The following is a 26663-nucleotide window of genomic DNA, read 5'->3' as shown; positions in this document are numbered from 1 at the left end:
CCTGACACCGGGGTAATCCGTGAAAAAGCTCTCCGCACGACGACGCCATCCGCTGGCGGCGATCGTCGTCCTACTCCTCGCGCTGGCGGCTACCGGGGGGCTGTACGCCGCGTTCGCGCCTGCGGACAAGGCACAGGCTGACGAAACCGCCCAGTCCCTCGCCATCGAGGAGGGCAAGAAGCTCTACACCGTCGGCTGCGCCAGCTGCCACGGAACCGGCGGTGAGGGAACCACTGACGGTCCGAGCCTGGTCGGCGTCGGCTCCGCCGCGGTCGACTTCCAGGTCAGCACCGGCCGCATGCCCGCGCAGCAGCCCGGCGCCCAGGCGCCGAAGAAGAAGGCCATCTACACCCAGGCTGAGATCGACCAGCTCGCGGCGTACGTCGCCTCGCTGGGCGCCGGTCCGATCACGCCGACCGAGAAGCAGTACAGCCCCACGGGCGCGGACGTCGCCAAGGGCGGCGACCTCTTCCGTAACAACTGTGCCCAGTGCCACAACTTCTCGGGCAAGGGCGGCGCGCTGACCGAGGGCAAGTACGCCCCGACCCTTGAGGGCGTCAGCGCCAAGCACATCTACGAGGCCATGCAGACCGGCCCGCAGAACATGCCCTCCTTCCCCGACGGGATCATGCCGGAGCAGGAGAAGCGCGACATCGTCGCCTACGTCCGGGAGATGAACGACAGCCAGGCCGAGAGCCCGGGCGGTCTCTCCCTCGGCGCTCTCGGTCCCGTCACTGAGGGTCTCTTCGCCTGGGTCTTCGGGCTCGGTGCGCTGATCGCAGTTGCCGTCTGGGTCGCGGCCCACACCGCTAAGGCCAAGAAGTCATGAGTAGCCAAGACATTCCAGAAGAGAACCTGCCGTCGGAGCAGGGCGCCGCGCACGACGCGGCCGGTCACGGCTCGGCCGTGACCCCCCACGGGAACGACCCGTTCGCCGACCCCGGACTGCCGGCGCACAAGCCGCGCATCCAGGACATCGACGAGCGCGCCGCCAAGCGGTCCGAGCGCACCGTCGCGTTCCTGTTCACGCTGTCGATGCTGGCGACGGTGGCCTTCATCGCCTCCTACGTCATCTTCCCGATCGACAAGATCGTCTACATCTGGCCGTTCGGGCACATCAGCGCGCTGAACTTCTCGCTCGGACTGACGCTCGGCGTCGCCCTCTTCTGCATCGGCGCGGGCGCGGTCCACTGGGCCCGCACCCTGATGTCCGACGTGGAGGTCGCCGACGACCGTCACCCGATCGAGGCGTCCCCCGAGGTCAAGGCCCAGGTCATGGCCGACTGGCAGGCGGGCAACGAGGAGTCGGGCTTCGGCCGTCGCAAGCTGATCCGCAACACGATGTTCGGCGCGATGGCACTGGTGCCGCTCTCCGGCGTGGTGCTGCTGCGCGACCTCGGTCCGCTGCCGGAGAAGAAGCTCCGCAGCACCCTGTGGGCCAAGGGCAAGCAGCTCATCAACATGAACACCAACGAGCCGCTGCGTCCCGAGGACATCACGGTCGGCTCGCTGGTCTTCGCCAGCCCCGAGGGCCTGGACCCGCACGCGCACGACTGGCAGATCCAGATGGGCAAGGCCGCCCTGATGCTCGTCCGGATCAAGCCGGAGGACATCAAGGACAAGCGCGAGCTGGACTGGTCGCACGAGGGCATCGTGGCCTTCTCCAAGGTCTGCACCCACGTCGGCTGCCCGATCAGCCTCTACGAGCAGCAGACGCACCACGTGCTGTGCCCCTGTCACCAATCCACCTTCGACCTCTCCGACGGCGCCCGGGTCATCTTCGGCCCCGCGGGACACCCGCTTCCGCAGCTGCGGATCGGTGTCAACGCCGAGGGCAACCTCGAAGCGCTGGGCGACTTCGAAGAGCCCGTCGGTGCGTCCTTCTGGGAGCGCGGATGAGTACTACGACCGAGAACAAGCAGTCCGCGGACCAGCGGAAGGCACCCGCGGGCGAGCGGGTCGCCGACTGGGCGGACGGCCGGCTGGGGATCTACTCCCTCGCCAAGGCCAACATGCGCAAGATCTTCCCGGACCACTGGTCCTTCATGCTCGGTGAGATCTGCCTCTACAGCTTCATCATCATCATCCTCACGGGTGTGTACCTGACGCTGTTCTTCAACCCGTCGATGAACGAGATCGTCTACAACGGCAGCTACGTGCCCATGCAGGGCATCAAGGTGTCGGAGGCGTTCGCCTCGACGATGGACATCAGCTTCGACGTCCGCGGCGGTCTGCTGATCCGGCAGATCCACCACTGGGCCGCGCTGATCTTCGTCGCGGCGATGATGGTGCACATGATGCGCGTCTTCTTCACCGGCGCGTTCCGCAAGCCGCGCGAGGTCAACTGGCTGTTCGGCTTCCTGCTGCTCGTCCTGGGCATGTTCACCGGCTTCACCGGCTACTCCCTCCCGGACGACCTGATCTCCGGCACCGGTGTCCGCTTCATGCAGGGCGCGATCCTGTCCGTGCCGATCATCGGCACGTACATCTCGATGTTCCTGTTCGGCGGCGAGTTCCCCGGTCACGACTTCGTGCCCAGGTTCTACTCGATCCACATCCTGCTGCTGCCCGGCATCATGATGGCGCTGCTGGTCGGCCACCTGATCCTCGTCGTGTACCACAAGCACACGCAGTACGCGGGTCCCGGCCGCACCAACAAGAACGTCGTCGGCATGCCGCTGCTGCCGGTCTACATGGCCAAGGCCGGAGGCTTCTTCTTCCTGGTCTTCGGCGTGATCGCGGTGATCGCGGCGATCGCGACGCTCAACCCGGTCTGGTCGGTCGGTCCCTACCGCGTCGACCAGGTGTCGACCGGTGCGCAACCGGACTGGTACATGGGCTTCGCCGAGGGGCTGATCCGAGTGATGCCTGGCTGGGAGATCAACGCATGGGGCCACACCCTGGCCCTGGGCGTGTTCATCCCGCTGGCGGTCTTCCCGCTGGTGCTGGGCGCGATCGCGGTCTACCCGTTCATCGAGTCCTGGGTCACCGGCGACAAGCGCGAGCACCACATCCTGGACCGCCCGCGCAACGCCCCGACCCGTACGGCCTTCGGCGTGGCCTGGCTGTTCGCGTACTTCATCATGCTGATGGGCGGTGGCAACGACATCTTCGCCACCCACTTCAACCTGTCGATCAACGCGATCACCTGGTTCGTCCGGATCTTCTTCTTCGTCGGTCCGGTGCTGGCCTTCATCATCACCAAGCGCATCTGCCTGGGCCTCCAGCGCCGGGACCGCGAGAAGGTGCTGCACGGACGCGAGTCCGGCATCATCAAGCGGCTGCCGCACGGTGAGTTCATCGAGGTCCACGAGCCGCTCAGCCAGGCGGACCTGCACACCCTCACCGCGCACGAGCAGCACAAGCCGCTCGAAGTCGGCCCCGAGGTCGACGAGAACGGCGTGCGCCGCAAGATCTCGCGCACGGAGAAGCTGCGCGCGAAGCTCAGCAAGGGCTATTACGGCGAGGGGAACCAGATCCCCAAGGCGACGCGCGAGGAGTACGAGGAGATCGCCGCGGCCCACGGTCACGGCCACGGCGAGCACGAGGAGGTCACCAGCGGCAAGCACTGACCGCTGAACCACCGTCGCCACGGTGAGAGCCCCGTCCACTGCCTGGACGGGGCTCTTCGCCGTTCCCGGGTCTGGATAGGCTGGGTGGCGTACCTTCCCCTTCGTAGCGCCATCGTTTTCGTACATCCCCTTCCCCGTCGTGTGGACCCCAGGAGCGGACCATGAACGTTGTGACCCCGGCAGGCGGCGACAGCGTGGCGGCCCACTCCTGGCCGGCCGTGCTGAACTCGCTGCTGAACAACGACGACCAGGGTGCGGACGCGACGGCCTGGGCGATGGACCGGATCCTCAGCGGCGAGGCGTCGGACGCGCAGATCGCCGGCTTCGCCGTCGCGCTGCGGGCGAAGGGCGAGACCGTGGAGGAGATCTCCGGTCTCGTGTCGACGATGTACGAGCACGCCAACCTCATCGAGGTGCCCGGCCCCAGCGTGGACATCGTCGGCACCGGCGGCGACGGCGCGAAGACGGTGAACATCTCGACCATGGCGTCGATCGTGGTCGCCGGGACGGGCGCGAAGGTCGTCAAGCACGGCAACCGTGCGGCGTCCAGCGCCTCCGGCGCCTCCGACGTGTTGGAGAAGCTCGGGGTGAACCTGGAGCTGTCACCGCAGCGGGTGGCCGAGGTCGCCGACGAGGCGGGCATCACCTTCTGCTTCGCGATCAAGTTCCACCCGGCGCTGCGGCACGTGGCGGTGGCCCGCCGTGAGCTGGGCATCCGGACGATCTTCAACTTCCTGGGTCCGCTGACGAACCCCGCGCGGGTGAAGGCGCAGGCCACGGGGGTGGCCGATGCCCGGATGGCGCCGATCATGGCGGGGGTGCTCGCCCGGCGCGGCTCGTCGGCGCTGGTCTTCCGCGGGGACGACGGGCTGGACGAGCTGACCACGACGTCCACGTCCCGGGTGTGGATCGTGCGGGACGGCGCGGTCCGCGAGGAGCGCTTCGACCCGCGGGACGTCGGCATCGACCTGGTGCCGGTGTCGGAGCTGCGGGGCGCTGACGCGTCGTACAACGCGGAGGTCGCGCACCGCGTGCTCTCCGGCGAGCGCGGCCCGGTGCGGGACGCGGTGCTGCTGAACGCGGCGGCGGCGCTGGTGGCGCTGGAGCCGGGGGACGCGCCGCTGCGGGAGCAGATCGCGGCGGGGATGGAGCGGGCGGCGGAAGCGGTGGACTCCGGCGCGGCGGCCCGCACCCTCGCGCGCTGGGTCCGCGCCACGAACGCGTCGTAGCGCCCGCGCCCTGCTAGTGGCGTGCGGGTGCGGTGTGCCCCGCTGGGGCGTGGGCGCCTCTTCTTGCCACCGGCGCGTGGGGTTTCAGGGGCGCGGGGAACTGCGCGAACGGCCCCCACCGAGCCGCACTCGGAATCGCCGCATCAGCGCCGTAGTACCACGGTGGGCATGGCGGCTACCTGCTGTCTTGGGCTTGTCGCGCAGTTCCCCGCGCCCCTAAAACCCCCGCCCGTCTGCGGGCCGTGGAGGTTGCGTGGGAGACGCCAGCGCCCTCAAAGCCCCTGCCCGGCCGCAGGGCGCGGCGGATACTCGCGTGCGAACAGCCTGTCCGGGATGCGGACGTGGTTGCGCGGGGGCGGGGCGTCGCATACGGTTTGCGCAGGTCATGAGTGACAGCGACTACGGCCCCGGCCCGCTGTCCGGCAACCCTCCGTCCGTGGCGGGGTGCCCCGGGTGAAGACCAGGTCGTGGGCAGCGAGGTCCGCGGCAAGCGCGGACCCCTGTGAACCCTGGGGTCCTGGTCCTCAAGGGAGCAGCCTCGTGAGCAAGCGAATGCGATAGGGCCTCGTAGCCCCTTCTTCATCACCCCTCCGCGCCACCGCGCCAACTGCGCCCAGTGCGCACGTGCGCCCCGCGGAGCCCGTCCTGAAGCCATTCCCTTTCGCTGTGCCCCACCGGGAGATTCCGCCATGTCCGCATGCCCGAACGCCGCCGCCACCACCGTCACCGACTGTGCCGCCCTGCCCGTGCTCGGCCGGGACGTGACCGTCCCGCTGGTGACCGGCGGGGAGGTCGCGTACGCGGCCCTCGACTACGCGGCGAGCGCCCCCGCGCTCCAGCGGGTGTGGGACGACGTCGCCGCGTACGCCCCGTACTACGGCAGCGTGCACCGCGGCGCCGGCTACCTCTCCCAGCTCTCCACCGACCTCTTCGAGAACAGCCGGGAGACCGTCGCGGAGTTCCTGGACTGCCGCGAGGGCGACCAGGTGGTGTTCACCCGCTCCACCACCGACTCGCTCAACCTCCTCGCGGCCGTGCTCCCCGCCGACTGCGAGGTGTTCGTCTTCGAGACCGAGCACCACGCCTCCCTGCTGCCCTGGCAGGAGGCCCGGGTGACGTACCTGAACGCGCCGCGCACCCCGCAGCAGGCCGTCAGCACCCTGGAGCGCGCGCTCGCCGACCGCGACCCGTACGGGCCCGCGCTGGTCTGCGTGACGGGTGCGTCGAACGTGACCGGTGAGCTGTGGCCGGTGAAGGAGCTCGCCGCCGCGGCCCACGCGCACGGCGCCCGCATCGTGCTGGACGCGGCCCAACTCGCCCCGCACCACCCGGTGTCCGTGCGCGAGCTGGACGTCGACTACGTGGCCTTCTCGGGCCACAAGCTGTACGCCCCGTTCGGCTCCGGGGTGCTCGCGGGCCGCGCGGACTGGCTGCGGGAGGCCCGGCCCTACCTCGCCGGCGGCGGCGCGTCGCGCAAGGTCGCCCGGCGCGCGGACGGCGGCGTGGACGTCGAGTGGCACACCACCGCCGCCCGCCACGAGGCCGGTTCGCCGAACGTCATCGGCGTGTACGCGATCGCCGCCGCCTGCCGTGCGCTCACCGAAGCCGGCTTCGACTCCCTCGTCGCCCGGGAGCAGGAGCTGGTGGCGCGGGTGCGCGCGGGCCTCGCCGAGGTGCCGCAGGTGAAGGTGCTGTCCCTGTTCGGGGACGACGCACCCCGGGTCGGGGTGATCTCCTTCGTCGTCGAGGGGTGGAACAGCTCCCACTTCGCCGCCGCGCTCTCCGCCGAGTACGGCATCGGGGTGCGCGACGGCCTGTTCTGCGCCCACCCCCTGGTGCGCACCCTGCTCGGCAGCGACCCCGAGGAGCCGGGCGAGTGCGGCGCCCCCGAGGCCGAGCCGGGGGAGCGGTCGCTGAACGCGATCCGGGTCAGCTTCGGCGCCGGTACGCCCGACGAGCACCTGGAGCGCTTCGTGCGGGCCGTGCGCGAGCTGGTCACCGACGGCGCGCGGTGGAGCTACCGCACCGAGGACGGCCGCTGCGTGCCCGACCCGACCGCGGGCCCGGCCGCCGCGCCGACCGGCTGACGCTCCGGCAGCCGCGCACCGAGCAGGACCATCCGCAGCGCCCGCTCGGTCGCGTCCGCCAGGAACTCCCCGCCGCGGCCCAGGGCTTCGCTGAGCGAGACGGGCGCGGGCAGGATCGAGCTGTACGCGTCCACGCCTGCCGACCGCACCTGGTGCGCGCCCTCCCCGATCGTGCCGGCGAGGGCGAGCACGGGGCGGCCGTACCGCTTGGCGCGCCGGGCCACCTCGGCGGGCACCTTGCCGCGCGGGGTCTGGTGGTCCAGTGCGCCCTCGGCAGTGAGCACCAGGTCCGCCCGGGCCAGTCGGGCGTCCAGGTCGAGCTGGTCGAGCAGGACCTCGAACCGGGGCAGCAGATGGGCGCCGAGGGCGGCGAGCCCCGCGCCGAGGCCGCCGGACGCGCCCGTACCGGGGCCGCCGTACAGGTCGCCGCGGACCTTCAGGTCGCGGGTGAGGACGTCCGCCCAGTGCTCCAGGGCCGCGGACAGCTCCTCGACCTGCGCCGGGGTGGCTCCCTTCTGCGGGCCGAAGACCCGGGCCACCCCGCGCTCCCCGCACAGCACGTTGAACGGGTTGCAGGCGACGCGGATGTCGGTACGGCCCAGTCGGGAGTCCAGCCCGCTGGTGTCGATGCGGTCCAGCTCCAGCAGGTGCCGGCCGCCGTGCGGCAGTTCGCGACCGTCCGCGTCCAGCAGCCGGGCGCCGAGCGCCTGGAGCGCACCGGCGCCGCCGTCCGAGGTCCCGGAGTCGCCGCAGCCGACGAGGATCTCCCGGGCGCCGGCGTCCAGGGCCGCGCGGATGAGCTGGCCCACCCCGTACGTGGTGGTGACGCCGGGGTCGCGCAGGTCGCGCGGGACCAGCGAGAGGCCGGCGACGGCCGCCATCTCCACCACGGCCGTGTACTTGTCGAGCATGGCGAAGTGGGTGAGGACGGGGGCGCCGGTGGGGCCGGTCGCGGTCAGGGCGACCAGCCGGCCGCCGGCGGCGGCGGCCAGCGCGCGGGCCGTGCCCTCCCCGCCGTCGACCAGGGGGATCAGATCGATCTCGGCGTCCGGGACGACCCGCAGCACTCCGGAGGCGATGGCCTCGGCGGCGGACTGGGCGGACAGGGACTCCTTGAAGCCGCTGGGCGCGATGGCGAAACGGGTCAGCATCGTGTGAACTCCCGGTACGAATGAGGATGAGGAGAGCGAGGGGGGAGGGGAGGAACGGGGACGGAGGTGCGTCAGGGGGTGAGGGGCACGCCGAGCAACGGCCAGACGGCGACGGCGAACAGCAGCACCAGCGCGGCGGTCAGCGGCGCCAGGACGGCGGACATCTTCAGCAGGTCCCGCGGGGTGTAGGTGGGGACGTCCGGTATGTCGGCGAAGAGGGTGACCGGCTTCGCGGAGGCCGGCAGGGTGTGGCAGAACCCGGCCGCGGCGGTGGACGCGAGCGCCGCCGCCACCGGATTGACGCCGGCTCCCACCGCGGCGGCCACCACCAGCGGCACCAGCACGGAGGAGCGCGCCGACCGGGACTGAAGCACCAGGTGCGCCAGCGTCGACACCACGACCACGACAGTGAGGAACGCCCAGGCGGGCAGGTCCAGCGGCACCCCGCCGACCAGCCACTTCGCCGCGCCGGAGTCGGCGAGCGCCAGGCCCATCGCCATCGTCGCGGCCATGAAGAGCAGCAGCGACCACGGCACGGTCTTCAGCGCGTCCTTGAGGTTCACCGTGCCCAGTGCGGGGGAGGCGGCGACGACGGCTCCTATCAGCGCCACCACGGCCGGCGGCACCTGGTGCAGGGGCTCGCTGCACCACAGCACGACGACGGTGGCCAGCAGCAGCGCACAGCGCGCCTCCGACGGCGACCACGGCCCGGTGACGGGGTGTTCGGTGTGCTCCTGGATGTGTTCGGCGGTGATGTGCACCGCGCCCTTGCGGTCGGCCCGCTTCGTGGTGGTGAACAGCACCACCTCGGCGGCCAGATGGGACGACACCACCGCGAGCGGCAGTCCGAGCAGCAGCCACTCGGCGAAGCCGATGCGCTCGCCCGCGGACTCCCACAGCACGGACACCGTGATCAGGTGGGCGCCCGCGCCGATCAGGGTCGCCACCGCCGACAGCAGGATCACCGTGGGGAAGAGCAGCGCCAGCATCACCACGAGCCGCTTGCGGTCGGCGAGCGCCTTCGCCAGCGCGATGAACACCGGCAGCGCGAGCGCGGCCCGCCCGGAGGTCGCCGGCACCGCGAAGGCGGTGACCACCAGCGCGGCGGTGGTCAGATGGACGAGTTGGCGCACGTTGCGCGCGCCCGTGACCAAGAACGCTGCCGCCCGCCCGGCGAGCCCGGTCCTGGTGACCGCGGCGGCCAGCACGAACGCGCAGATCAGCAGCCAGACGGTGTCGTCGCCGAGGGTCCCGAAGAGGGTGTCGCTGCTGATCACCCCGGTCGCGGTGAGCGCCAGCCCCGCGCCGAGCGCGATGTAGGTGTCGTCGATCGGGGTGCCGATCCAGGCGCAGGTGGCGAAGGCGAAGACGGCCAGGGTGATTCTGGCGTCACCGCTGAGGCCGGGGAAGTTGCCGGGCACCACGAGCAGCGCGCAGATGCTGAGCGCCACGGTGAGGGTCACGGCTTGTCGCAGGTTCAGTGTCACGTCATAGAGGTTTCACGGGCGCGGTGAGCACTTCATGAGCCGATGATGAAAGGAACTTCACCAAAGCCGGCGCAATGGTGTGACGATTGCGCCGTCCGGGGGAGCGGAACATGAAGAAGCCGTACGGCCCGTGCCGTACGGCTTCGTCGTGGGAGCGCCCGGGCTCACTCGGGCAGGCGGTAGCCCATGCCCCGGACCGTCTCCACCCGGTCGGGACCCAGCTTCTTGCGCAGCGCCCGCACGTACACGTCCACGATGTTCGAACCGGGGTCGAAGTCGTACCCCCACACGTGGGAGAGGATCTGCTCCCGCGACAGCACCTGGCCGGGGTGGCGCAGGAACAGCTCCAGCAGGACGAACTCGCGCGCCGTCAGGTCCACGGTGCGCTCGCCGGAGCGGGCGCGCCGGGTGCGCAGGTCCAGCGTCAGCTCGCCGTTGCGCAACACGGTGACCTCGGGCGCCCGGGCGGCGGTGCGCAGTCGCAGCCGCACCCGGGCCAGCAGTTCCTCGAAGCGGAACGGCTTGGTCATCCAGTCGTCCGCGCCGCCCTCCAGGCCGGCCACGGTGTCCCGGACGGAGTCCCGGGCGGTCAGCACGATCACCGGCACCGAGACCTGGGCCTCGCGCAGTTGGCGCAGGACCGTGAAGCCGTCCTTGCCGGGCAGCCCGATGTCCAGGATCACCAGGTCGAACCCGCCGGTCACGGCGTAGTCGAAGGCCGCGTCGCCGTCGTGGACGACGGAGGTGGTGAAGCCGTTGGCGCGCAGCCCCTTCTCCACGAAGGCGGCGATGCGTTCCTCGTCCTCCACGATGAGTATCCGGTTCACGACGTCGCTTCCTTCTGCAGTACGAGGACGAAGGTGGCGCCGCCGCCGTCCGTGGGGCGCAGTTCCACGCGTCCACCGTGCCCTTCGGCGATGGCCTTCACAATGGCGAGTCCCAGACCCGCGCCGGTGGCCCGCGAGCCGCGCCGCGAGGTGCCCCGACGGAACCGCTCGAAGATCACTTCGGAGTCCTTGGGCTGGACGCCGGGCCCGCTGTCCGCGACGAACAGCTCGATCGTGCCGTCCCCGTCGCGCGATCCTATGCCGATGCGCTGCCCGGGAACGGTGTGCTGGACCGCGTTCTGCGCCAGTTGGACCATCGCCTGGGTGATCCGCTGGGGGTCGAGCAGCACTTCCGCGTCCACGGCCTGGTCCAGGTGCCAGTCGCGTTCGCCGAGCGCCCGGGCCTTCACGAAGACGTCCGCGGTCAGCTCGCCGAGCTGGACCGGTTCGGGCGAGACGAAGTCGGGCCGCTCCGCCTTGGCGAGCAGGAGGAGGTCCTCGACGATCCGGCTCATCCGGTCCAGCTCCTCCATCACGATCCGGACCGTCTGCTCCCGTTCGAGGGGGTCGTCGCCCATCAGCTCCAGATGGCCGCGCACGATCGTGATCGGGGTGCGCAGCTCGTGCCCGGCGTCGTCGACGAACTCCCGCTGGGCGGCGAAGGCCCGCTCCAGCCGGTCGAGCATCCCGTTGAACGTCTGGGCGAGCGCGGCGATGTCGTCCCGGCCCTGCACCGGGATGCGCTGGGTCAGGTCCTGCTCGGTGAGCTGGGCCGCGGTGGTGCGCACCAGGCGTACGGGGCGCAGGATACGGCCGGCGACGACCCAGCCGATGCCGGTGGTCATCAGCAGCGCCACGCCGGAGATCCCGAGCAGCATGTGGAAGACGCCGGTGGCCTTGGCCTGTTCGGCCGCGGGGTGGATGGCGACGACGAAGGCGGCCGGGAGCTGTCCCTCGGCGCCCTCGATGGGCACCTTGGCCCAACGGATCTCGCCCTCGGTGCGGTGCAGCGTGCCCATCGAGTCCCCGGAGTGGAGTATCTCCGCCATCGCGTCCCTGTCGTTGACCAGGGGGTAGGGCACCCGCTGGTCCCGGGACTGCTGCTTGACGGCGAAGCCGCGGCCGGGGGCCTGGACCAGGCCGATCAGCTCCTCGTCGGGGTCGGGATACTGCCGGGCCAGGAACACCAGCAGCAGGGGGCTGGGGTCGGTGAACTTGCGTCCGTTCTCGGGGTCGAACCCCTGCTCGACGAAGTTGGCGAACTCGTTCGTCTCCTGGACCAACAGCCCGTTGATCCGGTGGTCCGCGTCGCGCAGCAGCACCGAGCGGGTGGCCACGGCGACCGAGGCCAGGGCCACCGTCATCACGATCAGCAGCCACAGCAGGATGCGGGCGCGCGCTGAGACGATCTGGAGCCGTGCGGTGACCCAACGGCGTACTGGATCAGCCGTCGTCACCGTAGTCGTCGCCCCCCGGGCCGTCGTCGTCCCCGCCGTTGCCCGGGTTGGTGTTGTTGTTGCCGCCCGAGCCGGTGCCGTTGCCTCCGGAGCCGGTGCCCGTGCCGCCCGAGCCGTTGCCCGAGCCCTTCGACGGGGCGTCGTCGTCGCCCGCCGGGTTCTCGCTCACGGGCGGTGCGACGGTCTCGTCGCGGGGAGGGGTCGGGGGCGAGCTGGGCGCCTGCGAGGTGGTGCCGGGCGAGCCCGACGGAGTACCGGTCTCCAGGCGCACCTTCGGCGGAACCTTGTTCGAGTCGGGGCTGTCGGTGAGGGCGTAACTGGTCACCGCGATCCCGAGGGGGATCGCGACGACGGCGGCCAGGGCCGCGATGCGATGCGAGAAGACCATGGTGTCGATGGTGGGAGCCGGACCGGCGTGAGCGGATGAGGACAAGATGAGGATTTCTTCATCCGACTGTCGCGGGCGGGACCCGGTGCTAGGGGTGTGGTGCGGAGGGGAGGGTGGTGCCGGGGAGGGGAGCGGGGCGAGGCGCCGCGGTCAGGAGTCGAGACCGATGGCGAAGGCGGCCTCCAGGTCGTGCTGGGAGTACGTGCGGAAGGCGACGTGCGTGTCGGTGCCGACGACGCCCTCGACCTTGCTGATCCGGCCGGGGATCACGTCCGCCAGGTTCTCGTGCCGGGCGACCCGGACCATGGCGATCAGGTCGTAGGTGCCGGTGACGGAGAAGACCTCGCTCACCCCGTCCAGCGCGGCGATGGCGTCCGCGATCTCGGGGATGCGGTCCACGCTGGTCTTGATGAGCACGATCGCGGTGATCACGGCTGGTTTTCTCCCTCGGTCGCCGCTGCTGGGACCTTCACTGTAGCCGGCCGTCGAAAGCGGCCCCAGGCGTAGAGGAACCCCGCTCCGAACCCCACCAGGTGCGCCAGGTAGGCCACCCCGGGGCCGCCTTCGCCCGCCCCCGACGCCGCCAGCCACTGGAGGACGAACCAGAAGACCAGCACGACCCAGGCGGGGAAGCGCAGCGGCAGGAAGAAGAGGAACGGGAAGAGACTGGTGACCCGGGCCTTGGGGAAGAGGAAGAGGAAGGCCCCGAGCACCCCTGAGATCGCTCCGGAGGCGCCCACCAGGGTCTGCTCGGACTCCGCGTTGGCGGCGGCGTAGGCCACCAGCGCCACATAGCCCGTGCCGAGGTAGAAGAGGGTGTACTCGACCCGGCCCAAGTGCTCTTCCGCCATGGCGCCGAAGACGTGCAGGAAGAGCATGTTGCCGAGGAGGTGGAGCCAGTTGCCGTGGACGAAGAGCGCCGTGAGCGGGGTGACGAGGGCGTCGGCGGCGCCGCCGGTCAGCTGGGCCGGGATCACTCCCCACTGTTCGAAGTAGCGGCTCTGCGCGGCCAACAGCGCGTCCCCGCTCCCGTAGGAGGGGTTGAGTCCCGACACCGGGCCGACGAGGAAGACCGCGCAGCACAGGGCGATCACTCCGGAGGTCACGGCGGGGCCGCTCGTGGCGCCCCGTACCGCACCGCGCAGCGCCCGGCCCACCGTCGACGGCATCGACTGCCAAAGGGTCACGGGACAGATCATGACGGAACGGTCCATGGTGGTACAGGGTGCCTCGCCGTGCCCCGGGACCCCCGTGAGGCCATAGAGTTACGAGCAGTACACCCGCAGTTCGAAGGCGCACCGCGGTGACCGCGCGTGGGGGCCGGCTCGAAGCCGCCACCGAGGTCGAGGAAGTCGACGGCCCCGAGGGCGTCGGCGCACGTCCGTGCCTGTCGATGTACGTCGAAACGGGTCGGCGAACGCCAAAGGGACGCCCAAGAGAAGCCCATGAACGTCAAGGAACGTCAAAGAAATGAGGACGGACGGAACGATGACGACGGTTCCCTCTCCCACGGCGGACACCCGCTGGCGCTGCACCCTCTGCGGAAACCTGACCCGCTTCGACGTGACCCGCTCCTCCAAGGTCGTGGAGTACGTCCATCTGGACCTTGCGGGAGCGCCCACGGTCGAGGAGCGCGAGGTGGTCAGTGAGACCATCGAGTCCGTGCGCTGCCGCTGGTGCAACGCCGTGGATCAGATCGAACTGGTGGACAGGCCGGGCGCGACCTCCTGAGAGGCCGCGCCCGGGTCTCGGTGACGGGCGAAACGGGTTATGGGGTGACGGATCGTGGAGCAGCCTGAGGGCGGCGCCGGACCGGCCGGTGCGGCCGACGACGTCGCGGAGGCTCTCGAAAGGCCGTTGCCGGAAGGCGTACGGCGCAGGGTCGTGACCCTGGTCGCGGAGGTCTTCGGCGGTCTGACCGTCGCGGAACTCCCGGCGCAGCTGCGGCAGTACGCCCGCTTCACCCCCTCCCGGCGCGCCAAGCTCGCGGGCAACGCGATGGCGGCGACGCTGGAGAGCGACCCGGTCTTCCGTCAACGGGTGGGCGAGCGGATCGCACAGCTCCAGCCGGAGCTGTGCGCCGCGCTCACCGCCGGCTCGCCGCCGGCGGCGGCCGATCCGTTGGACGTGGCGGCGGCGGCGTACGTCCTGCGCCCCACCGGATGGGTGAAGCTCGTCGCCACGGCGGGTGAAGAAGCCCAGCGCGCGGACGCCGAGCGGGCCGACGAGGCCGGTCGGCGCGAGCAGGACCGGCTGCGCGCCGAACTGTCCGAGGCGCGCGCCCAGACCAAGAGTGAGACCGAGCGGCTGCGCACGGAGTCGGAGACGGCCCGCAAGGAAGCGGAATCGCTTCGCCGCAAGCTGCGCAGCGCCGAGAGCGACATCAAGCGCGGCGAGGCCGCACTGCGCCGGGCCGCCGCCGAGATCGACTCCGTACGGGCGGACGCCGCCGCCCAGGTGTCCGCGGCCGAGAGCGAGACCCGACGGCTCAAGGCGCGGCTCGGGGAGGCGGAGGCCGCGGTCGAGGCCGGGCGCCGCGCCGCCCGCGAGGGCCGCTCCATCGAGGACATGCGGCTGCGGCTGCTGTTGGACACCGTCCTGGACGCGGCCCAGGGGCTGCGCCGCGAGTTGGCGCTGCCGCCCGTGTCCGTGCACCCCGCCGACACGGTGGACGCCGTCGAGCCGGGGCGGATGACGCCCAAGGACGTCGCCGCCCGCGCGCTGTCGGAGACCGATCCGGCTCTTCTCGACCAACTGCTGTCGCTGCCCCAGGTCCATCTGGTGGTCGACGGCTACAACGTGACCAAGACCGGCTATCCCACGATGCCGCTGGAGAAGCAGCGGCTGCGGCTGCTCGGCGGGCTCTCCGTGCTCGCCGCCCAGACCGGTGCGGAGATCACCTGCGTCTTCGACGGCGCCGAGTTGGCCGCGCCCGTGCTGCTCGCGCCGCCGCGCGGGGTGCGGGTGCTCTTCTCCAAACCGGGGGTGACCGCGGACGAGTTGATCCGCCAGCTCGTCCGGGCCGAGCCACCGGGCCGGCCCGTGGTGGTCGCCTCCACCGACCGGGAGGTCGCCGACGGGGTCGCCCGGGCCGGCGCCCGTCCGGTTGCTTCACTTCTGCTCCTGAAGCGACTGTCCCGCATCTGATGCCCCGTTGGTTCGCATGCAGTGGCGTACGTCCGTATGTGTCATCCCGTGGGTGCTTTTTTGCCCTGTGGGGCGAGACGGACGGTCAAGTACCCATGACGCAGTGTGGGATCAGAGTAAAGAATGCCCGGGCGTCCGAATTTTTTCGCCGGAAGATTTGAAGTGATCACAAGCGGGTCACTAGGGTCAGGCGTCGAACCTTCGCACGGTTGATCGCCCACCCGGGGTGACAGCGAAGGACCGCCGAGTCCGTGCGTACAGCGAAGTCCGGGGGAGCTGGCACCGCGGAGCCGAGGGGGCGAGTGTTCCCCGTGCCGGCTGGCGGCCTTGAGGAAGAAGGAGCCCGCCTCCGTGGCGTCCCACCGTCGAGCCAAGCAGCCGGGCCGTACCCGCGTCACCGTCCTCACCGCGACCGCAGCCGCCGCGGTGGCCCTCACCTCACAGGGCGCCAACGCGGCGCCGCAGCCCAGCAAGAACGAGGTGAAGGCGAAGGTCGACAAGTTGTACGAGGAGGCCGAGAAGGCCACCGAGAAGTACAACGGCGCCAAGGAAGAGCAGGACAAGCTCCAGAAGCAGGTCGACGGCCTCCAGGACAAGGTCGCCCGCGGCCAGGAGGAGCTCAACACCCTGCGCAACAACCTCGGTGCGGTCGCCAGCGCCCAGTACCGCTCCGGCGGTCTGGACCCCTCCCTCCAGCTCTTCCTCTCCGCCGACCCGGACACCTACCTCGACAAGGCGTCCGCGCTCGACCAGCTCGGCAGCAAGCACAGCGACGCGATCGACGAGATCCAGTCCAAGCAGCGGGCCCTCGCGCAGCAGCGCAAGGAGGCCCAGACCAAGCTGACCGACCTCGCCGAGGCCCGTACCGAACTCGGCGCCCAGAAGCGTCAGGTGCAGGGCAAGCTGAACGAGGCGCAGAAGCTGCTCAACTCGCTGACCGCCAAGGAGCGCGAGGCCCTCAAGGAGGAGCAGGACCGCGCCAACCGCGCCAGCACCGCTTCCCGCCCGGACCTCAGCAAGGTCGACAAGTCCGGCGGCGCGTCGGACGGCAAGTCCGCCAAGCCGGCTTCGAGCCGAGCCGCCGCCGCGTACGCCGCCGGCGTGAGCAAGATCGGCAAGCCGTACGTCTGGGGCGCGTCGGGGCCGAACTCCTTCGACTGCTCCGGCTTCACCTCCTGGTCCTTCGCCCAGGCCGACGTCCAGATCCCGCGCACCTCCCAGGCCCAGGCCAACGCCGGCCAGCGGATCTACTCGCAGAGCCAGCTCAAGCAGGGCGACCTGGTCTTCTTCTACGACGACCTGCACCACGTCGGCTTCTACGCGGGCAACGGCCAGATCCTGCACTCGCCGCGCACCGGCGCCGTCGTGCGCTACGAGTCCATCAACAACATGCCGTTCAAGTTCGGCGTGCGCATATAACGCCGTCCGGCACCAGGTCGACGCACCGTCGGGCCGCCGCCCGAACGGGCGAATTCCCGCCGCGCCACCACGCCGCGTCCCGCCGGTGACCTGTGCTCTCCCCGTCGACCCCACCGCGCCCCGGTCGGCGGGTCGTTGGTCGTTCCGTAGCCGCCCGGCTACTGTCTGCCGCGCACCACTGTCGTACGCAGAAGGAGCGCGGCCCGTGGCGTCCCATCGACGGCCCCCGCAGACCGGCCCCGCCCACGGCGTCCGGGCCACCGTCCTGTCCGCCGCGGCCGCGACGGCCGCCGCGCTCGGCGCGGCCCCGGCGACCGCGGAGCCGCACTCCTCCCCGGAGGCCACCCGCGCGGGTGTGGACCGGCTGTTCCAGGAGGCCGAGAAGGCCACCGAGCGGTTCAACGCGGCGGGCGAGCGGGCCGGTGAGCTACGGGCGCGGGTGACCGCCGCACAGGACGCCGTCGCCCGCGGCCAGGAGCGGGTCAACCGGCTGCGCGGCACGCTCGGTGCGGTCGCCGGCGCCCAGTACCGCTCCGGCGGACTCGACCCCGCGCTGGTGCTGCTGCTCTCCGCCGACCCCGAGAGCTATCTGGAGCGCGCCGAGTTCCTGGAGCGCACCGGCGCCCGGCAGACGGGCGCGCTGCGCGACTTCCTGCGCGCTCAGCGGACCCTGGGCCAACAGCGCGCCGAGGCCCGGCGCGACGTCGACGCGTGGGAGCGCAGCCGGGCCGACCTCGCCCGCCACAAGCGCACCGTGGAACACAAGCTCGCCGCGGCGCAACGGCTGCTGAACTCCCTGTCGGACGCCGAACGCGCCGCCCGCGACCGGGCCTCCCGCTCCGGCCGGGACGATCTCGCCCCCGCCGGCGGGGAGCCCGCGTCCGGGCGCGCCGCCGCCGCGGTCGACGCCGTGCGCAGCGCGATCGGCCGCCCCTACGTCTGGGGCGCCAACGGCCCCACCGGCTTCGACTGCTCCGGGCTGATGCAGTGGTCCTACGCCAAGGCCGGCATCGGGCTGCCCCGCACCTCCCAGGCCCAGCGGCACGCCGGCCGGCAGGTCCCGCTCTCCCAGGCGCGCCCCGGTGACCTCGTCGCCTACCGGGACGACGCCAGCCACATCGGGATGTACGTGGGCGGCGGCCGGGTCGTCCACGCCCCCTACCCCGGGGCCGCGGTGCGCTCCGACCCCGTCGGCATGATGCCGATCTCGTCGATCACCCGCCCCTGACACCACGCGGGTTCCGTACGATCAGCGGCGTGGCGAAGGGTGAGCGCGTACGCGGCGCACGCAGCGGACACAGCGGGCGCACGGTGACGAGACGGACGGCGGCCCTGTGGCTCGCCACCGCCTTCGTGCCCGCCTGCACCGCCGCCCCGGAGGCGTCCCACCGCACCGTCGACGCCGTCCAGGAGACCCTGAACGCCCGGGCCGCCGCCCTCGTCGGCCGCGACGAGGAGGCGTTCCTGGCCGTCTGCGCGTCCGAGCAGAGCGAGCTGCGGGCCGAGGAGCGCCGGCAGTTCCGCAATCTGGCGGACGTGCCGGTCGGGGAGTGGGCGTACCGGGTCGGCACGGTGCGGCGGGACGGCGCCAAGGCGTACGCCGACGTCGAACTGCACTACCGGATCGCCGACTACGACACCGCCCCCGTGGTGGTGGCCCGCGCCATGGAGCTCGGGCTGCGCGACGGCCGCTGGTACGTCACGGCCGACCGCCCGGCGAAGGGCACGACGCAGCAGCTCTGGCAGCTGGGCCCGGTGACCGCGGTGCACGGTCAGCGGTCGCTGGTGCTCGCCGTCGGGCAGCAGCCGGACCGGCAGCGTGCGCTGGCCGACACCGCCGACCGCGCGGTGCCCGCGGTCTCCGGCGCCTGGCGCTCGCCCTGGGCCGAACGGGTCGTCGTGCTCGTACCCCCGTCGCTGGAGGGGATGGGGGCGCTGCTCGGGGCGGCGGGGGACGGCTACCGGGGCATCGCCGCGGTGACCACCGGCGAGACGGGCAGCACCCACGCGGTGCCGGCGGACCGGGTGATCGTGAACCCGAGCGCTTACGACGCGCTGGACCGCTACGGGCAGCAGGTCGTCCTCACCCACGAGACGACGCACGTCGCGACCCGCGCCCGGACCACGTCGACGACCCCGATGTGGCTCTCCGAGGGCTTCGCCGACTGGGTGGCCTACCGGGACACCGCCCGCACCACCGGGCAGATCGCCCCGGAGATCCAGCGCGCCGTGCGCTCCGGCGACCTGCCCGACGCCCTGCCCTCCGAGGCCGACTTCTCCTTCGGCGAGGACGCGGAGACGCTCGCCGTGGCGTACGAAGGCGGCTGGCTGGCCTGCGAGTTCGTCGTCGGGCGCTGGGGCGAGCAGGCGCTGCTTGAGCTGTACCACTCGGTGGGGGGACAGCGCGGGGACCCCGCGGGCGCCGTGGACCGGGAGCTGGTGCGGGTGCTCGGCATGGACACCGCTCAGTTCACGGCGCGCTGGCGCGACTACCTCCGCCAGCGCTTGGACTGACCGGCACCTCCTGCCGCGCCGGGAGCGGGGAGGCGTCCGCGGGACGCCCCGCGGTGCCGGGGACCGTGGCGCGCCACAGCCGGCGGCAGGCCGTCACCGTCGCCGCCACCAGCAGCCCGTTGCGCACGACGAGCAGCAGCACGCCCAGGGGATCGCTCGCCACGACCCGGGCGAAGAAGACGGGGAACTCCAGCACCGTCACCGCCGACGCGGCGACGACGAGCCAGCACGGCAGCGCCATCCGGCTGTCCCGGTGCAGCAGGCAGACCGCGGCGAGACCCACCAGCCACACCAGGTACTGCGGGCTGATCACCCGGCTCGTGGTGGTGAACAGCAGCACGGCCGTCAGCGCCGCGTCCGCCGTCGTGCTCGGGCCCGCGTCCGTCAGCCGGGCGCGCGCCCGCCACACCACGAGCCACGCCAGCGCCCCGAGCGCCAGCAGCAGCGCGGCGGTCGACACCAGGGACACGTACGGTCCCAGGAACTCCACGGAGCCGTAGTTCAGCAGCACCTGCCCGTCCCAGCCGCCCGTCAGCCGAGCCAGGTGGAACACCAGGGCGCCCAGGGACTCGACCTCCGTGCCGCGGTCGCGCTGGTAGGTGAGGAAGGCGAAGGCGCCGGGCGCGGCGAGGAGGAAGGCGCCCGCGAGCGCCGCGGCGGTGACCGCGGCGCTCCACCACGTCCGCTTCGGCGCCGCCGCGAGCAGCAGCGCCGGCCAGACCTTCAACAGCGCCCCGAAGGCGGCGAGGGCGCCGAACGCCCCCGGGCGGCGGATCCCGGCGAGCAGCGCCGCGACGGCGACCGCGGTGACCATCAGGTCGTAGCGGGCGTACGCGGTGGGGCCGAGCAGCGGTACGCCGACCACCCACACCCAACTGCCGCGCGCCGAACGCCCGGGGTGCCGGCCCGCGGACAGCAGCAGGGCGAGCACCGCGGCGTCGCACAGCAGCGCGATGACGAAGAAGGCGGCGGCGTAGTCGAGGAAGGGCAGCACGCCGGGGGAGAGGAGCGCGAGCGCCGCGGCCGGCGGGTACTGCCAGGCGACGTCGTCCCACGGGAAGGTGCCGGTGCGCAGCACCTCGTACCAGCCGCGGTAGATCACGGAGACGTCCGAGGTCACGTCCGGGCCGGGGAAGACCACCGCCTTGGTGACGAACAGCAGCAGCGCCGCCCTGGTGAGGACCCACGCCGCGAGGACCCACCGCACCCCGCCGTACCCGCTGCCCGTCATAACCCCTTCGCACCTTTCCTTGGCATTGGTGGCGATGTGCGAAGCTCCATGATGCCCGGCGGGGGCGGGCGCGCGGGGTGAGGCGGGGCCGACGAGCCGGCGCGAGGGGCCGGCACGGCGCGGTTGGTACTGTCGGCGCACGATGCACAAGACCCTGATCGTGACCAACGACTTCCCGCCCCGGCCCGGCGGCATCCAGGCGTTCCTGCACAACATGGCGCTACGGCTGGACCCCGATCGGCTCGTCGTGTACGCGTCCACCTGGAAGCGCGGGCGCGAGGGCGCGGAGGCGACGGCCGCCTTCGACGCGGAGCAGCCCTTCACCGTCGTGCGCGACCGCACGACGATGCTGCTGCCCACCCCCCGCGTCACCGCCCGGGCCACCTCCCTGCTGCGGGAACACGGCTGTTCGTCGGTGTGGTTCGGCGCCGCGGCACCGCTCGGGCTGATGGGGCCCGCGCTGCGTCGGGCGGGGGCGCGGCGGCTGGTTGCCACCTCGCACGGCCACGAGGCCGGCTGGGCCCAACTGCCCGGCTCCCGCGCGCTGCTGCGCCGCATCGGCGAGGGCACCGACACCATCACGTACCTGGGCGAGTACACCCGCTCCCGGATCGCCGCCGCCCTCACCCCGGACGCGGCCGGTCGCATGACCCACCTCCCGCCCGGGGTCGACGAGAAGACCTTCCACCCGGACTCGGGCGGCGCCGCGGTCCGCGCCGAACTCGGGCTCAGCGACCGGCCCGTGGTGGTGTGCGTCTCCCGCCTGGTGCCGCGCAAGGGGCAGGACACCCTGATCCTGGCGATGCCCCGGATCCTCGCCCGCGTCCCGGACGCCGTCCTGCTGGTCGTCGGCGGCGGCCCGTACGAGCAGGACCTGCGGAAGCTGGCGCATCAGGTCGGCGTGGCCGACGCCGTGCGCTTCACCGGCGCGGTGCCGTGGGCGCGGTTGCCGGCGCACTACGGCGCGGGCGACGTCTTCGCCATGCCGTGCCGGACCCGCCGCGGCGGACTGGACGTCGAAGGGCTCGGCATCGTCTATCTGGAGGCGTCCGCCACCGGACTGCCGGTGGTCGCCGGCGACTCGGGCGGGGCGCCGGACGCGGTCCTCGACGGCGAGACCGGCTGGGTCGTGCGCGGCGGTACGGACGAGGCGGCCGTGGCCGGCACCGGCGAGCGGGTCGTGACGCTGCTCCAGGACCCGGAACTGAGGCGGCGGATGGGCGAGCGGGGGCGGCGCTGGGTCGAGGAGACCTGGCGCTGGGACCTGCTGGCGGAGCGGCTGCGCACGCTGCTGTGACGAGGCGCCCGACCGTATGCGTACGGTCGGGCGCCCTCGGTGGTGCCCTTCGTGCCCGTCGTGCCGTCAGCCGGCCGGGGCGTCCGTGCTCTCAGCCGTGGTAGATGGCCTCGATCTCCTCGGCGAAGTCCTTCGCCACCACGTTCCGCTTCAGCTTCAGCGACGGCGTGATGTGGCCGTCCTCCTCGGTGAACTGCGCGCCCAGGACCCGGAACTTGCGCACCGACTCCGCCTTGGACACCGCCGCGTTGCCGTCGTCCACCGCCCGCTGGATCTCCGCGAGCAGGTCCGGGTCGTCCCGCAGGGACGCCGCGGTCGAGCCGGCCGGCTTGCCGTGCTCCGCCGCCCACCGGCCCAGGAACTCCTCGTCGACGGTGACCAGCGCGGCCACGAAGGGCCGCCCGTCGCCGACCACCATGCACTCCCCGACCAGGGCGTGTGCCCGGATGCGGTCCTCGATCACCGCGGGTGCGACGTTCTTGCCGCCGGCGGTCACCAGGATCTCCTTCTTGCGGCCGGTGATCGCGAGGTAGCCCTCCTCGTCGAGCGTGCCGATGTCACCGGTGTGGAACCAGCCGTCCGCCATCGCCTCGGCGGTCGCCGCGTCGTTGTTCCAGTAGCCCTCGAAGAGGTGTTCCCCGTGCAGCAGCACCTCGCCGTCGTCGGCGATCCGCACCACCGTGCCCGGCAGCGGCTGACCGACGGTGCCGATCTTCTGCCGGTCCCACGGGTTGAACGCGGTCGCCGCGCAGGACTCGGTGAGCCCGTACCCCTCCAGCACCGTGAAGCCGATGCCGCGGAAGAAGTGCCCCAGCCGCTCGCCCAGCGGCGCGCCGCCGGAGATCGCGTACTCGCCCCGACCGCCCAGCACGGCGCGCAGCTTGCGGTAGACGAGCTTGTCGAAGAGCGCGTGCTTGAGCCGGAGGCCCAGCGAAGGGCCCTGCGGGGTGTCGAGCGAGCGGCTGTAGGCGATCGCCGTCTGCGACGCCCGGTCGAAGATCTTCCCCTTGCCGTCGGCCTGCGCCTTGGCGCGCGCCCCGTTGTAGACCTTCTCGAAGACCCGCGGCACCCCGAGGATCAGGGTGGGCCGGAAGGTGGCCAGGTCGTCGGTGAGGTGCTTGATGTCCGGCAGGGTGCCCAGCTTGATCGGCGCCATCACGGCCGCCACCTCGACCATCCGGCCGAAGACGTGCGCCGCGGGCAGGAAGAGGAGCACGGAGCTCTCGCCCGTGCGGAACAGCGGCTTCAGCCGCTCCACCACGTTGCCGCACTCCGCGAAGAACGCCCGGTGGGTGAGGACGGAGCCCTTGGGGCGGCCGGTGGTGCCGGAGGTGTAGACGATCGTCGCCACGTCGTCCGCCTTGGCGCTCGCGGCGCGCGCGTCCACGGTCGCGTCGTCGACCTCGGCGCCGAGCGCCACCAGCGCGTCGACGCCGCCGGCCGAGAGCTGCCAGACCTCCCGCAGCCGCGGCAGCCCGGCCCGTACGGACTCCACCGCGGCGGTGTGCGCATCGCTTTCCACGACCAGCGCGACCGCGCCCGAGTCGGAGAGGATCCACGACACCTGCTCGGGCGAGCTGGTCTCGTACACCGGGACGACGACCGCGCCCGCGCACCAGATCGCGAAGTCCAAGAGCACCCACTCGTAGCGGGTGCGCGACATCAGGGCGACCCGGTCGCCGGGCTCCACGCCCGCGGCGATCAGGCCCTTGGCGGCGGCCCGCACATGGGCCAGGAACTCCGTGGCGGTGACGTCGACCCAGCCGTCCGGGACCTTGCGGCCCATCACGACGACGTCGGGGTGCTGAGCTGCGTTGCGGTGGACGAGGTCGGTCAGATTGCCGTCGGAGGGGACCTCGTACAAGGCCGGAAGGCTGAACTCGCGCAAGACTGCTGCTCCTCATCGGGCGCCGGTGCCACGGCTCTGTGGGGTGCGCCGGCCTGATCGGGCAGGGTGCTCATCGGGGGGTGAGCACAACTGGACTGCCCGGACGTTACCCACCAGTACTCAGTTCCGGATAGGGGGTTCCGGCCAGATGTTCCGTGCGTCACACGGCGGACCGTGCTCCGCGCAGAGCAATCCCACGGTAGTCCACGGGTGGCACGACCCGGAAGAACGACCCTGTCCTGAGGGACACCCGGGGTTCTAGGGTGATCAGAGGTGATCAGGGTTGATCGCACGGGAGGCACGAGTGAACGCACGGGCGGGTGCACGGGTGAGTACGCGGGTGAACGTGATCAGCGACGTCCACGGCAACGCCGCGGACCTCGCCGCCGCGCGGGACGGCGCGGACGCCCTGATCTGCCTCGGCGACCTCGTCCTCTTCCTCGACTACGCCGACCACTCGCGCGGCATCTTCCCCGACCTCTTCGGCGTCGAGAACGCCGACCTGATCGTCTCCCTGCGCACCGCCCGCCGCTTCGACGAGGCCCGGGAGCTGGGCCGCCGGCTCTGGGCCGAACTCGACGCGGACCGGGACACCGCCATCGAGCAGGCCGTACGGCGCCAGTACGCGGAGCTGTTCGCCGCCTTCCCCACCCCGACGTACGCCACCTACGGGAACGTCGACATCCCCACCCTCTGGCCGGAGTACGCCCGCCCCGGGGTCACCGTCCTCGACGGCGAGCGGGTCGAGATCGGCGGCCGGGTCTTCGGCTTCGTCGGCGGCGGGCTGCGCACCCCGATGCGCACCCCGTACGAGATCTCCGACGAGGAGTACGCGGCCAAGGTCGAGGCGCTCGGCGACGTCGACGTGCTGTGCTCCCACATCCCGCCGGACGTGCCCGAGTTGACGTACGACACGGTCGCCCGCCGCTTCGAGCGCGGCAGCGGCGCGCTCCTCGCCGCGATCCACCGGGTGCGGCCCCGCTACGCCCTCTTCGGCCACGTCCACCAGCCGTTGGTGCCGCGGATGCGGATCGGCGCCACCGAGTGCGTGAACGTGGGGCACTTCGCCTCCTCCGGCCGGCCCTGGACGCTGAGCTGGTGACCGGTGGGCGGGGCGGCTCCCCGGCCCGGGGGCGGGGCCCGGCCCCTTCCCGGGCGCGATAGCCTTCACACCTACATTCACCCCGGGTCGGTACCGCACTGAAGGAGCCGCTGCGATGGCGGAACACACCAGCTCAAGCATCACCATCGAGGCGGCGCCGGTCGACGTCATGGGAGTGATCTCCGACTTCGACCGCTATCCCGAGTGGACCGGGGAGGTCAAGCAGGCCGAGGTCGTCTCCCGGGACGACCAGGGCCGCGCCGAGCAGGTCAGGCTGGTCCTCGACGCCGGAGCGATCAAGGACGACCACACCCTCGCGTACACCTGGAGCGGTCCGGACCAGGTGAGCTGGACGCTGGTGAAGTCCCAGATGCTGCGCGCCCTGGACGGCTCGTACACGCTGCGTCCGGTCGGCGGCGGCGACCGCACCGAGGTGACCTACCAGCTCACGGTGGACGTCAAGATCCCCATGCTCGGGATGATCAAGCGCAAGGCCGAGAAGGTCATCATCGACCGCGCGCTCGACGGTCTGAAGAAGCGCGTCGAGAGCGGATCCGCCCTCTGATGCGCACGGTCCTCGTCACCGGCCTCGGCGGCGCGGGCCGTACCACCATCGCCGCGGCGACCGCGCTGGCCACGGCCCGCGCCGGGCGCCGGGCGCTGCTGCTGTCGCCGGACCCCGGGGACGTCCTCGGGGCGCCGCCCGGCCGTGCGCCGCTCGGCCGTGTGCCCGAGGAGTGCGCCCCCGGGCTGTGGGCCGCCCGGATCGACGCCGCGGTCGACTTCCGGGCCGAGTTCCTCGCGCTCCAGGACCGCGGCGCGGCCCTGTTCGACCTGCTCGGCGCCGCCCGGCTCGCGGAGGAGGAACTCACGCCGCTGCCCGGCAGCGAGCAGTTCGCCCTGCTGAGGGCGGTGGCCCGGGCGGCGGACGGCACTTCGGGCGGCCCGTACGACGTGGTCGTCGTCGATCTGCCGCCGCTGGCCCAGACCGTCCCGCTGCTCGCCCTGCCCGAGCAACTGCGCCGCTATCTGCGCCGACTGCTGCCGCCCGAGCGCCAGGCAGCCCGCGCCCTGCGGCCCGTACTGGCACAGCTCGCCGGGGTGCCCATGCCCGCGGAGTGGCTGTACGAGACGGCCGCGCGCTGGGACCGGGAACTGGCCGCCGTCGAAACGCTGATCACCGCCCCCGGCACCGCACTGCGCCTGGTCGCCGAGCCGGGGCCGACGGCGAACGACGCCCTGAGCGCCGCGCGCGCCGGACTCGCCCTGCACGGCCTGCGCGTCGAGGCCGTCGTCGCCAACCGGATCCTGCCCGCGCACTCCCCGGACACCTGGCTCGCCGGCCTCGCCGCCCAGCAGACCAAGTGCCTCGACGAGTGGCACGGCGCGTGGGGAGCGGACGCGTGGGGGAGCGGCACGGGCGTCCACGAGGTCGCGCACGCCGGCCGCGAGGTGCGCGGTCTCGCCGACCTCGCGCTGCTCGACGTACCCGAGGTCGCCGATCTCCCAGAGACGCCCGGGGCGCTTGATGCGGATATGGCGAACATAGAGGACAGGCGGGACCAGGAGGGCATCCTCGTCTGGTCGATCCGGCTGCCCGGTGCGACGAAGGAGGGCCTGGGCCTGGTCCGTCGCGGCGATGAACTCGTCCTCACCGTCGGCCCGTTCCGAAGGATCGTTCCCCTGCCGTCGGCGCTGCGCCGCTGCACGGTCTCCGGCGCGGCCCTCGCGGACGGCGTGCTCACCCTCCGCTTCACCCCGGACCCCGGGCTCTGGCCCGAGCGGGGCTAGGGTCCGTCTTGTAGATCTTGCTGGGCGCGGTCCTTCTTGATCTTCATGCTTACAGCACCTCCGGCGCGAGCGAGAT

At 72.1% G+C, this 26663-nt stretch carries 23 protein-coding genes and 1 riboswitch; of the genes, 14 read left to right on the top strand and 9 right to left on the bottom strand.

Translation table 11 applies throughout. The features are described from left to right. Window positions 1-19 precede the first annotated feature (19 nt). The 5 genes from AB0E05_RS20200 (at window position 20) to AB0E05_RS20180 (ending at window position 6888) form a co-directional block, all read left to right on the top strand. Window positions 20-829, top strand: a complete 810-nt coding sequence (locus AB0E05_RS20200) for a c-type cytochrome (RefSeq protein ID WP_361965277.1) — start codon at window positions 20-22, stop codon at window positions 827-829. Further along, window positions 826-1899, top strand: coding sequence for a Rieske 2Fe-2S domain-containing protein (locus tag AB0E05_RS20195; RefSeq protein WP_361965275.1), 1074 nt, complete (start codon window positions 826-828; stop codon window positions 1897-1899). Before AB0E05_RS20200 ends, AB0E05_RS20195 begins: the two co-directional genes overlap by 4 nt. After that, window positions 1896-3572 (top strand): cytochrome bc complex cytochrome b subunit, encoded by a 1677-nt coding sequence (locus AB0E05_RS20190; protein ID WP_361965273.1) that lies wholly within the window; start codon window positions 1896-1898, stop codon window positions 3570-3572. Before AB0E05_RS20195 ends, AB0E05_RS20190 begins: the two co-directional genes overlap by 4 nt. A 161-nt stretch (window positions 3573-3733) precedes the next feature. Continuing rightward, window positions 3734-4801: an anthranilate phosphoribosyltransferase gene (gene trpD, locus AB0E05_RS20185; RefSeq protein ID WP_361965271.1), complete on the top strand. Its 1068-nt coding sequence runs from the start codon at window positions 3734-3736 to the stop codon at window positions 4799-4801. 381 nt (window positions 4802-5182) lie between these two features. Next, window positions 5183-5300: riboswitch (SAM riboswitch) on the top strand. 190 nt (window positions 5301-5490) lie between these two features. Continuing rightward, window positions 5491-6888, top strand: a complete 1398-nt coding sequence (locus AB0E05_RS20180) for an aminotransferase class V-fold PLP-dependent enzyme (RefSeq protein WP_361965269.1) — start codon at window positions 5491-5493, stop codon at window positions 6886-6888. Here the strand turns inward: AB0E05_RS20180 and AB0E05_RS20175 are convergent. From AB0E05_RS20175 to AB0E05_RS20145, 7 genes are all read right to left on the bottom strand, one after another. Then, window positions 6819-8039, bottom strand: a complete 1221-nt coding sequence (locus tag AB0E05_RS20175) for a glycerate kinase (protein WP_361965267.1) — start codon at window positions 8037-8039, stop codon at window positions 6819-6821. The two genes, AB0E05_RS20180 and AB0E05_RS20175, sit on opposite strands and share 70 nt — an antisense overlap. A 71-nt stretch (window positions 8040-8110) precedes the next feature. Continuing rightward, a complete protein-coding gene (locus tag AB0E05_RS20170; RefSeq protein ID WP_361965264.1) occupies window positions 8111-9526 on the bottom strand; it encodes an SLC13 family permease in 1416 nt (471 codons plus the stop codon). A gap of 164 nt (window positions 9527-9690) precedes the next feature. Next, the gene (locus AB0E05_RS20165; RefSeq protein ID WP_361542522.1) at window positions 9691-10353 is read right to left on the bottom strand and encodes a response regulator transcription factor; all 663 of its coding nucleotides are present in this window, start codon (window positions 10351-10353) and stop codon (window positions 9691-9693) included. Further along, the gene (locus AB0E05_RS20160; RefSeq protein ID WP_361965262.1) at window positions 10350-11810 is read right to left on the bottom strand and encodes an ATP-binding protein; all 1461 of its coding nucleotides are present in this window, start codon (window positions 11808-11810) and stop codon (window positions 10350-10352) included. Before AB0E05_RS20160 ends, AB0E05_RS20165 begins: the two co-directional genes overlap by 4 nt. Continuing rightward, window positions 11797-12198 carry a small secreted hydrophilic protein gene (locus AB0E05_RS20155; protein ID WP_361965260.1) on the bottom strand — a complete coding sequence of 134 codons (402 nt, stop codon included), beginning with the start codon at window positions 12196-12198 and terminating at the stop codon, window positions 11797-11799. Before AB0E05_RS20155 ends, AB0E05_RS20160 begins: the two co-directional genes overlap by 14 nt. 150 nt (window positions 12199-12348) lie before the next feature. Next, a complete protein-coding gene (locus AB0E05_RS20150) occupies window positions 12349-12630 on the bottom strand; it encodes an Lrp/AsnC ligand binding domain-containing protein (RefSeq protein ID WP_361542513.1) in 282 nt (93 codons plus the stop codon). Then, on the bottom strand, window positions 12627-13367 hold the full coding sequence (locus AB0E05_RS20145) for a rhomboid family intramembrane serine protease (protein WP_361965476.1): 741 nt from the start codon (window positions 13365-13367) through the stop codon (window positions 12627-12629). Before AB0E05_RS20145 ends, AB0E05_RS20150 begins: the two co-directional genes overlap by 4 nt. A 319-nt stretch (window positions 13368-13686) precedes the next feature. On the opposite strand from AB0E05_RS20145, the gene AB0E05_RS20140 reads away from it, so the two are divergent. The 5 genes from AB0E05_RS20140 (at window position 13687) to AB0E05_RS20120 (ending at window position 19278) form a co-directional block, all read left to right on the top strand. Beyond that, window positions 13687-13929: a hypothetical protein gene (locus AB0E05_RS20140; protein ID WP_361965475.1), complete on the top strand. Its 243-nt coding sequence runs from the start codon at window positions 13687-13689 to the stop codon at window positions 13927-13929. Window positions 13930-13983: 54 nt separating this feature from the next. Beyond that, entirely contained in the window at window positions 13984-15345 is a 1362-nt protein-coding gene (locus AB0E05_RS20135; RefSeq protein ID WP_361965258.1) for an NYN domain-containing protein, read from the top strand. A 351-nt stretch (window positions 15346-15696) separates the two neighbouring features. Beyond that, window positions 15697-16764, top strand: a complete 1068-nt coding sequence (locus tag AB0E05_RS20130) for an NlpC/P60 family protein (RefSeq protein WP_361965256.1) — start codon at window positions 15697-15699, stop codon at window positions 16762-16764. Between the two features lie 205 nt (window positions 16765-16969). Beyond that, complete coding sequence (locus AB0E05_RS20125) at window positions 16970-17992, top strand: NlpC/P60 family protein (RefSeq protein ID WP_361965254.1); 1023 nt, start codon at window positions 16970-16972, stop codon at window positions 17990-17992. A gap of 29 nt (window positions 17993-18021) precedes the next feature. Beyond that, complete coding sequence (locus AB0E05_RS20120) at window positions 18022-19278, top strand: hypothetical protein (protein ID WP_361965252.1); 1257 nt, start codon at window positions 18022-18024, stop codon at window positions 19276-19278. Here the strand turns inward: AB0E05_RS20120 and AB0E05_RS20115 are convergent. Further along, window positions 19235-20509 carry a glycosyltransferase 87 family protein gene (locus AB0E05_RS20115; RefSeq protein WP_361965250.1) on the bottom strand — a complete coding sequence of 425 codons (1275 nt, stop codon included), beginning with the start codon at window positions 20507-20509 and terminating at the stop codon, window positions 19235-19237. The two genes, AB0E05_RS20120 and AB0E05_RS20115, sit on opposite strands and share 44 nt — an antisense overlap. A 142-nt stretch (window positions 20510-20651) precedes the next feature. Here AB0E05_RS20115 and AB0E05_RS20110 point away from each other — a divergent pair, with 142 nt between their 5' ends. After that, the gene (locus AB0E05_RS20110; RefSeq protein WP_361965248.1) at window positions 20652-21806 is read left to right on the top strand and encodes a glycosyltransferase family 4 protein; all 1155 of its coding nucleotides are present in this window, start codon (window positions 20652-20654) and stop codon (window positions 21804-21806) included. A gap of 91 nt (window positions 21807-21897) precedes the next feature. Here AB0E05_RS20110 and AB0E05_RS20105 read toward each other — a convergent pair whose 3' ends face one another. Continuing rightward, on the bottom strand, window positions 21898-23694 hold the full coding sequence (locus AB0E05_RS20105; RefSeq protein ID WP_361965246.1) for an AMP-dependent synthetase/ligase: 1797 nt from the start codon (window positions 23692-23694) through the stop codon (window positions 21898-21900). A gap of 328 nt (window positions 23695-24022) precedes the next feature. Here AB0E05_RS20105 and AB0E05_RS20100 point away from each other — a divergent pair, with 328 nt between their 5' ends. The 3 genes from AB0E05_RS20100 to AB0E05_RS20090 all read left to right on the top strand — a co-directional run bounded on the left by AB0E05_RS20100 (window position 24023) and on the right by AB0E05_RS20090 (window position 26587). Next, a complete protein-coding gene (locus tag AB0E05_RS20100) occupies window positions 24023-24796 on the top strand; it encodes a metallophosphoesterase (protein WP_361965244.1) in 774 nt (257 codons plus the stop codon). A 115-nt stretch (window positions 24797-24911) separates the two neighbouring features. Then, window positions 24912-25361, top strand: a complete 450-nt coding sequence (locus AB0E05_RS20095; RefSeq protein ID WP_361965242.1) for an SRPBCC family protein — start codon at window positions 24912-24914, stop codon at window positions 25359-25361. Further along, complete coding sequence (locus AB0E05_RS20090; RefSeq protein ID WP_361965240.1) at window positions 25361-26587, top strand: ArsA-related P-loop ATPase; 1227 nt, start codon at window positions 25361-25363, stop codon at window positions 26585-26587. The genes AB0E05_RS20095 and AB0E05_RS20090 overlap by 1 nt, the downstream gene beginning before the upstream one ends. Window positions 26588-26663: the final 76 nt, after the last annotated feature.

It is taken from the genome of Streptomyces sp. NPDC048057, assembly GCF_040653095.1.
GTDB lineage: Bacteria > Actinomycetota > Actinomycetes > Streptomycetales > Streptomycetaceae > Streptomyces.
The sequence above is the reverse complement of the archived record's forward strand: the minus strand, read 5'-3'. Positions and strand labels throughout refer to the sequence as shown.

Excerpts from the sequence above, each read along its gene's own strand:
- AB0E05_RS20110 (WP_361965248.1), top strand. The coding sequence starts at position 20,652 with ATGCACAAGACCCTGATCGTGACCAACGACTTCCCGCCCCGGCCCGGC.
- AB0E05_RS20155 (WP_361965260.1), bottom strand. The coding sequence starts at position 12,198 with ATGGTCTTCTCGCATCGCATCGCGGCCCTGGCCGCCGTCGTCGCGATC.
- AB0E05_RS20115 (WP_361965250.1), bottom strand. The coding sequence starts at position 20,509 with ATGACGGGCAGCGGGTACGGCGGGGTGCGGTGGGTCCTCGCGGCGTGG.
- AB0E05_RS20175 (WP_361965267.1), bottom strand. The coding sequence starts at position 8,039 with ATGCTGACCCGTTTCGCCATCGCGCCCAGCGGCTTCAAGGAGTCCCTG.
- AB0E05_RS20190 (WP_361965273.1), top strand. The coding sequence starts at position 1,896 with ATGAGTACTACGACCGAGAACAAGCAGTCCGCGGACCAGCGGAAGGCA.
- AB0E05_RS20090 (WP_361965240.1), top strand. The coding sequence starts at position 25,361 with ATGCGCACGGTCCTCGTCACCGGCCTCGGCGGCGCGGGCCGTACCACC.
- AB0E05_RS20095 (WP_361965242.1), top strand. The coding sequence starts at position 24,912 with ATGGCGGAACACACCAGCTCAAGCATCACCATCGAGGCGGCGCCGGTC.
- AB0E05_RS20140 (WP_361965475.1), top strand. The coding sequence starts at position 13,687 with ATGACGACGGTTCCCTCTCCCACGGCGGACACCCGCTGGCGCTGCACC.
- AB0E05_RS20195 (WP_361965275.1), top strand. The coding sequence starts at position 826 with ATGAGTAGCCAAGACATTCCAGAAGAGAACCTGCCGTCGGAGCAGGGC.
- AB0E05_RS20145 (WP_361965476.1), bottom strand. The coding sequence starts at position 13,367 with ATGCCGTCGACGGTGGGCCGGGCGCTGCGCGGTGCGGTACGGGGCGCC.
- trpD (WP_361965271.1), top strand. The coding sequence starts at position 3,734 with ATGAACGTTGTGACCCCGGCAGGCGGCGACAGCGTGGCGGCCCACTCC.
- AB0E05_RS20180 (WP_361965269.1), top strand. The coding sequence starts at position 5,491 with ATGTCCGCATGCCCGAACGCCGCCGCCACCACCGTCACCGACTGTGCC.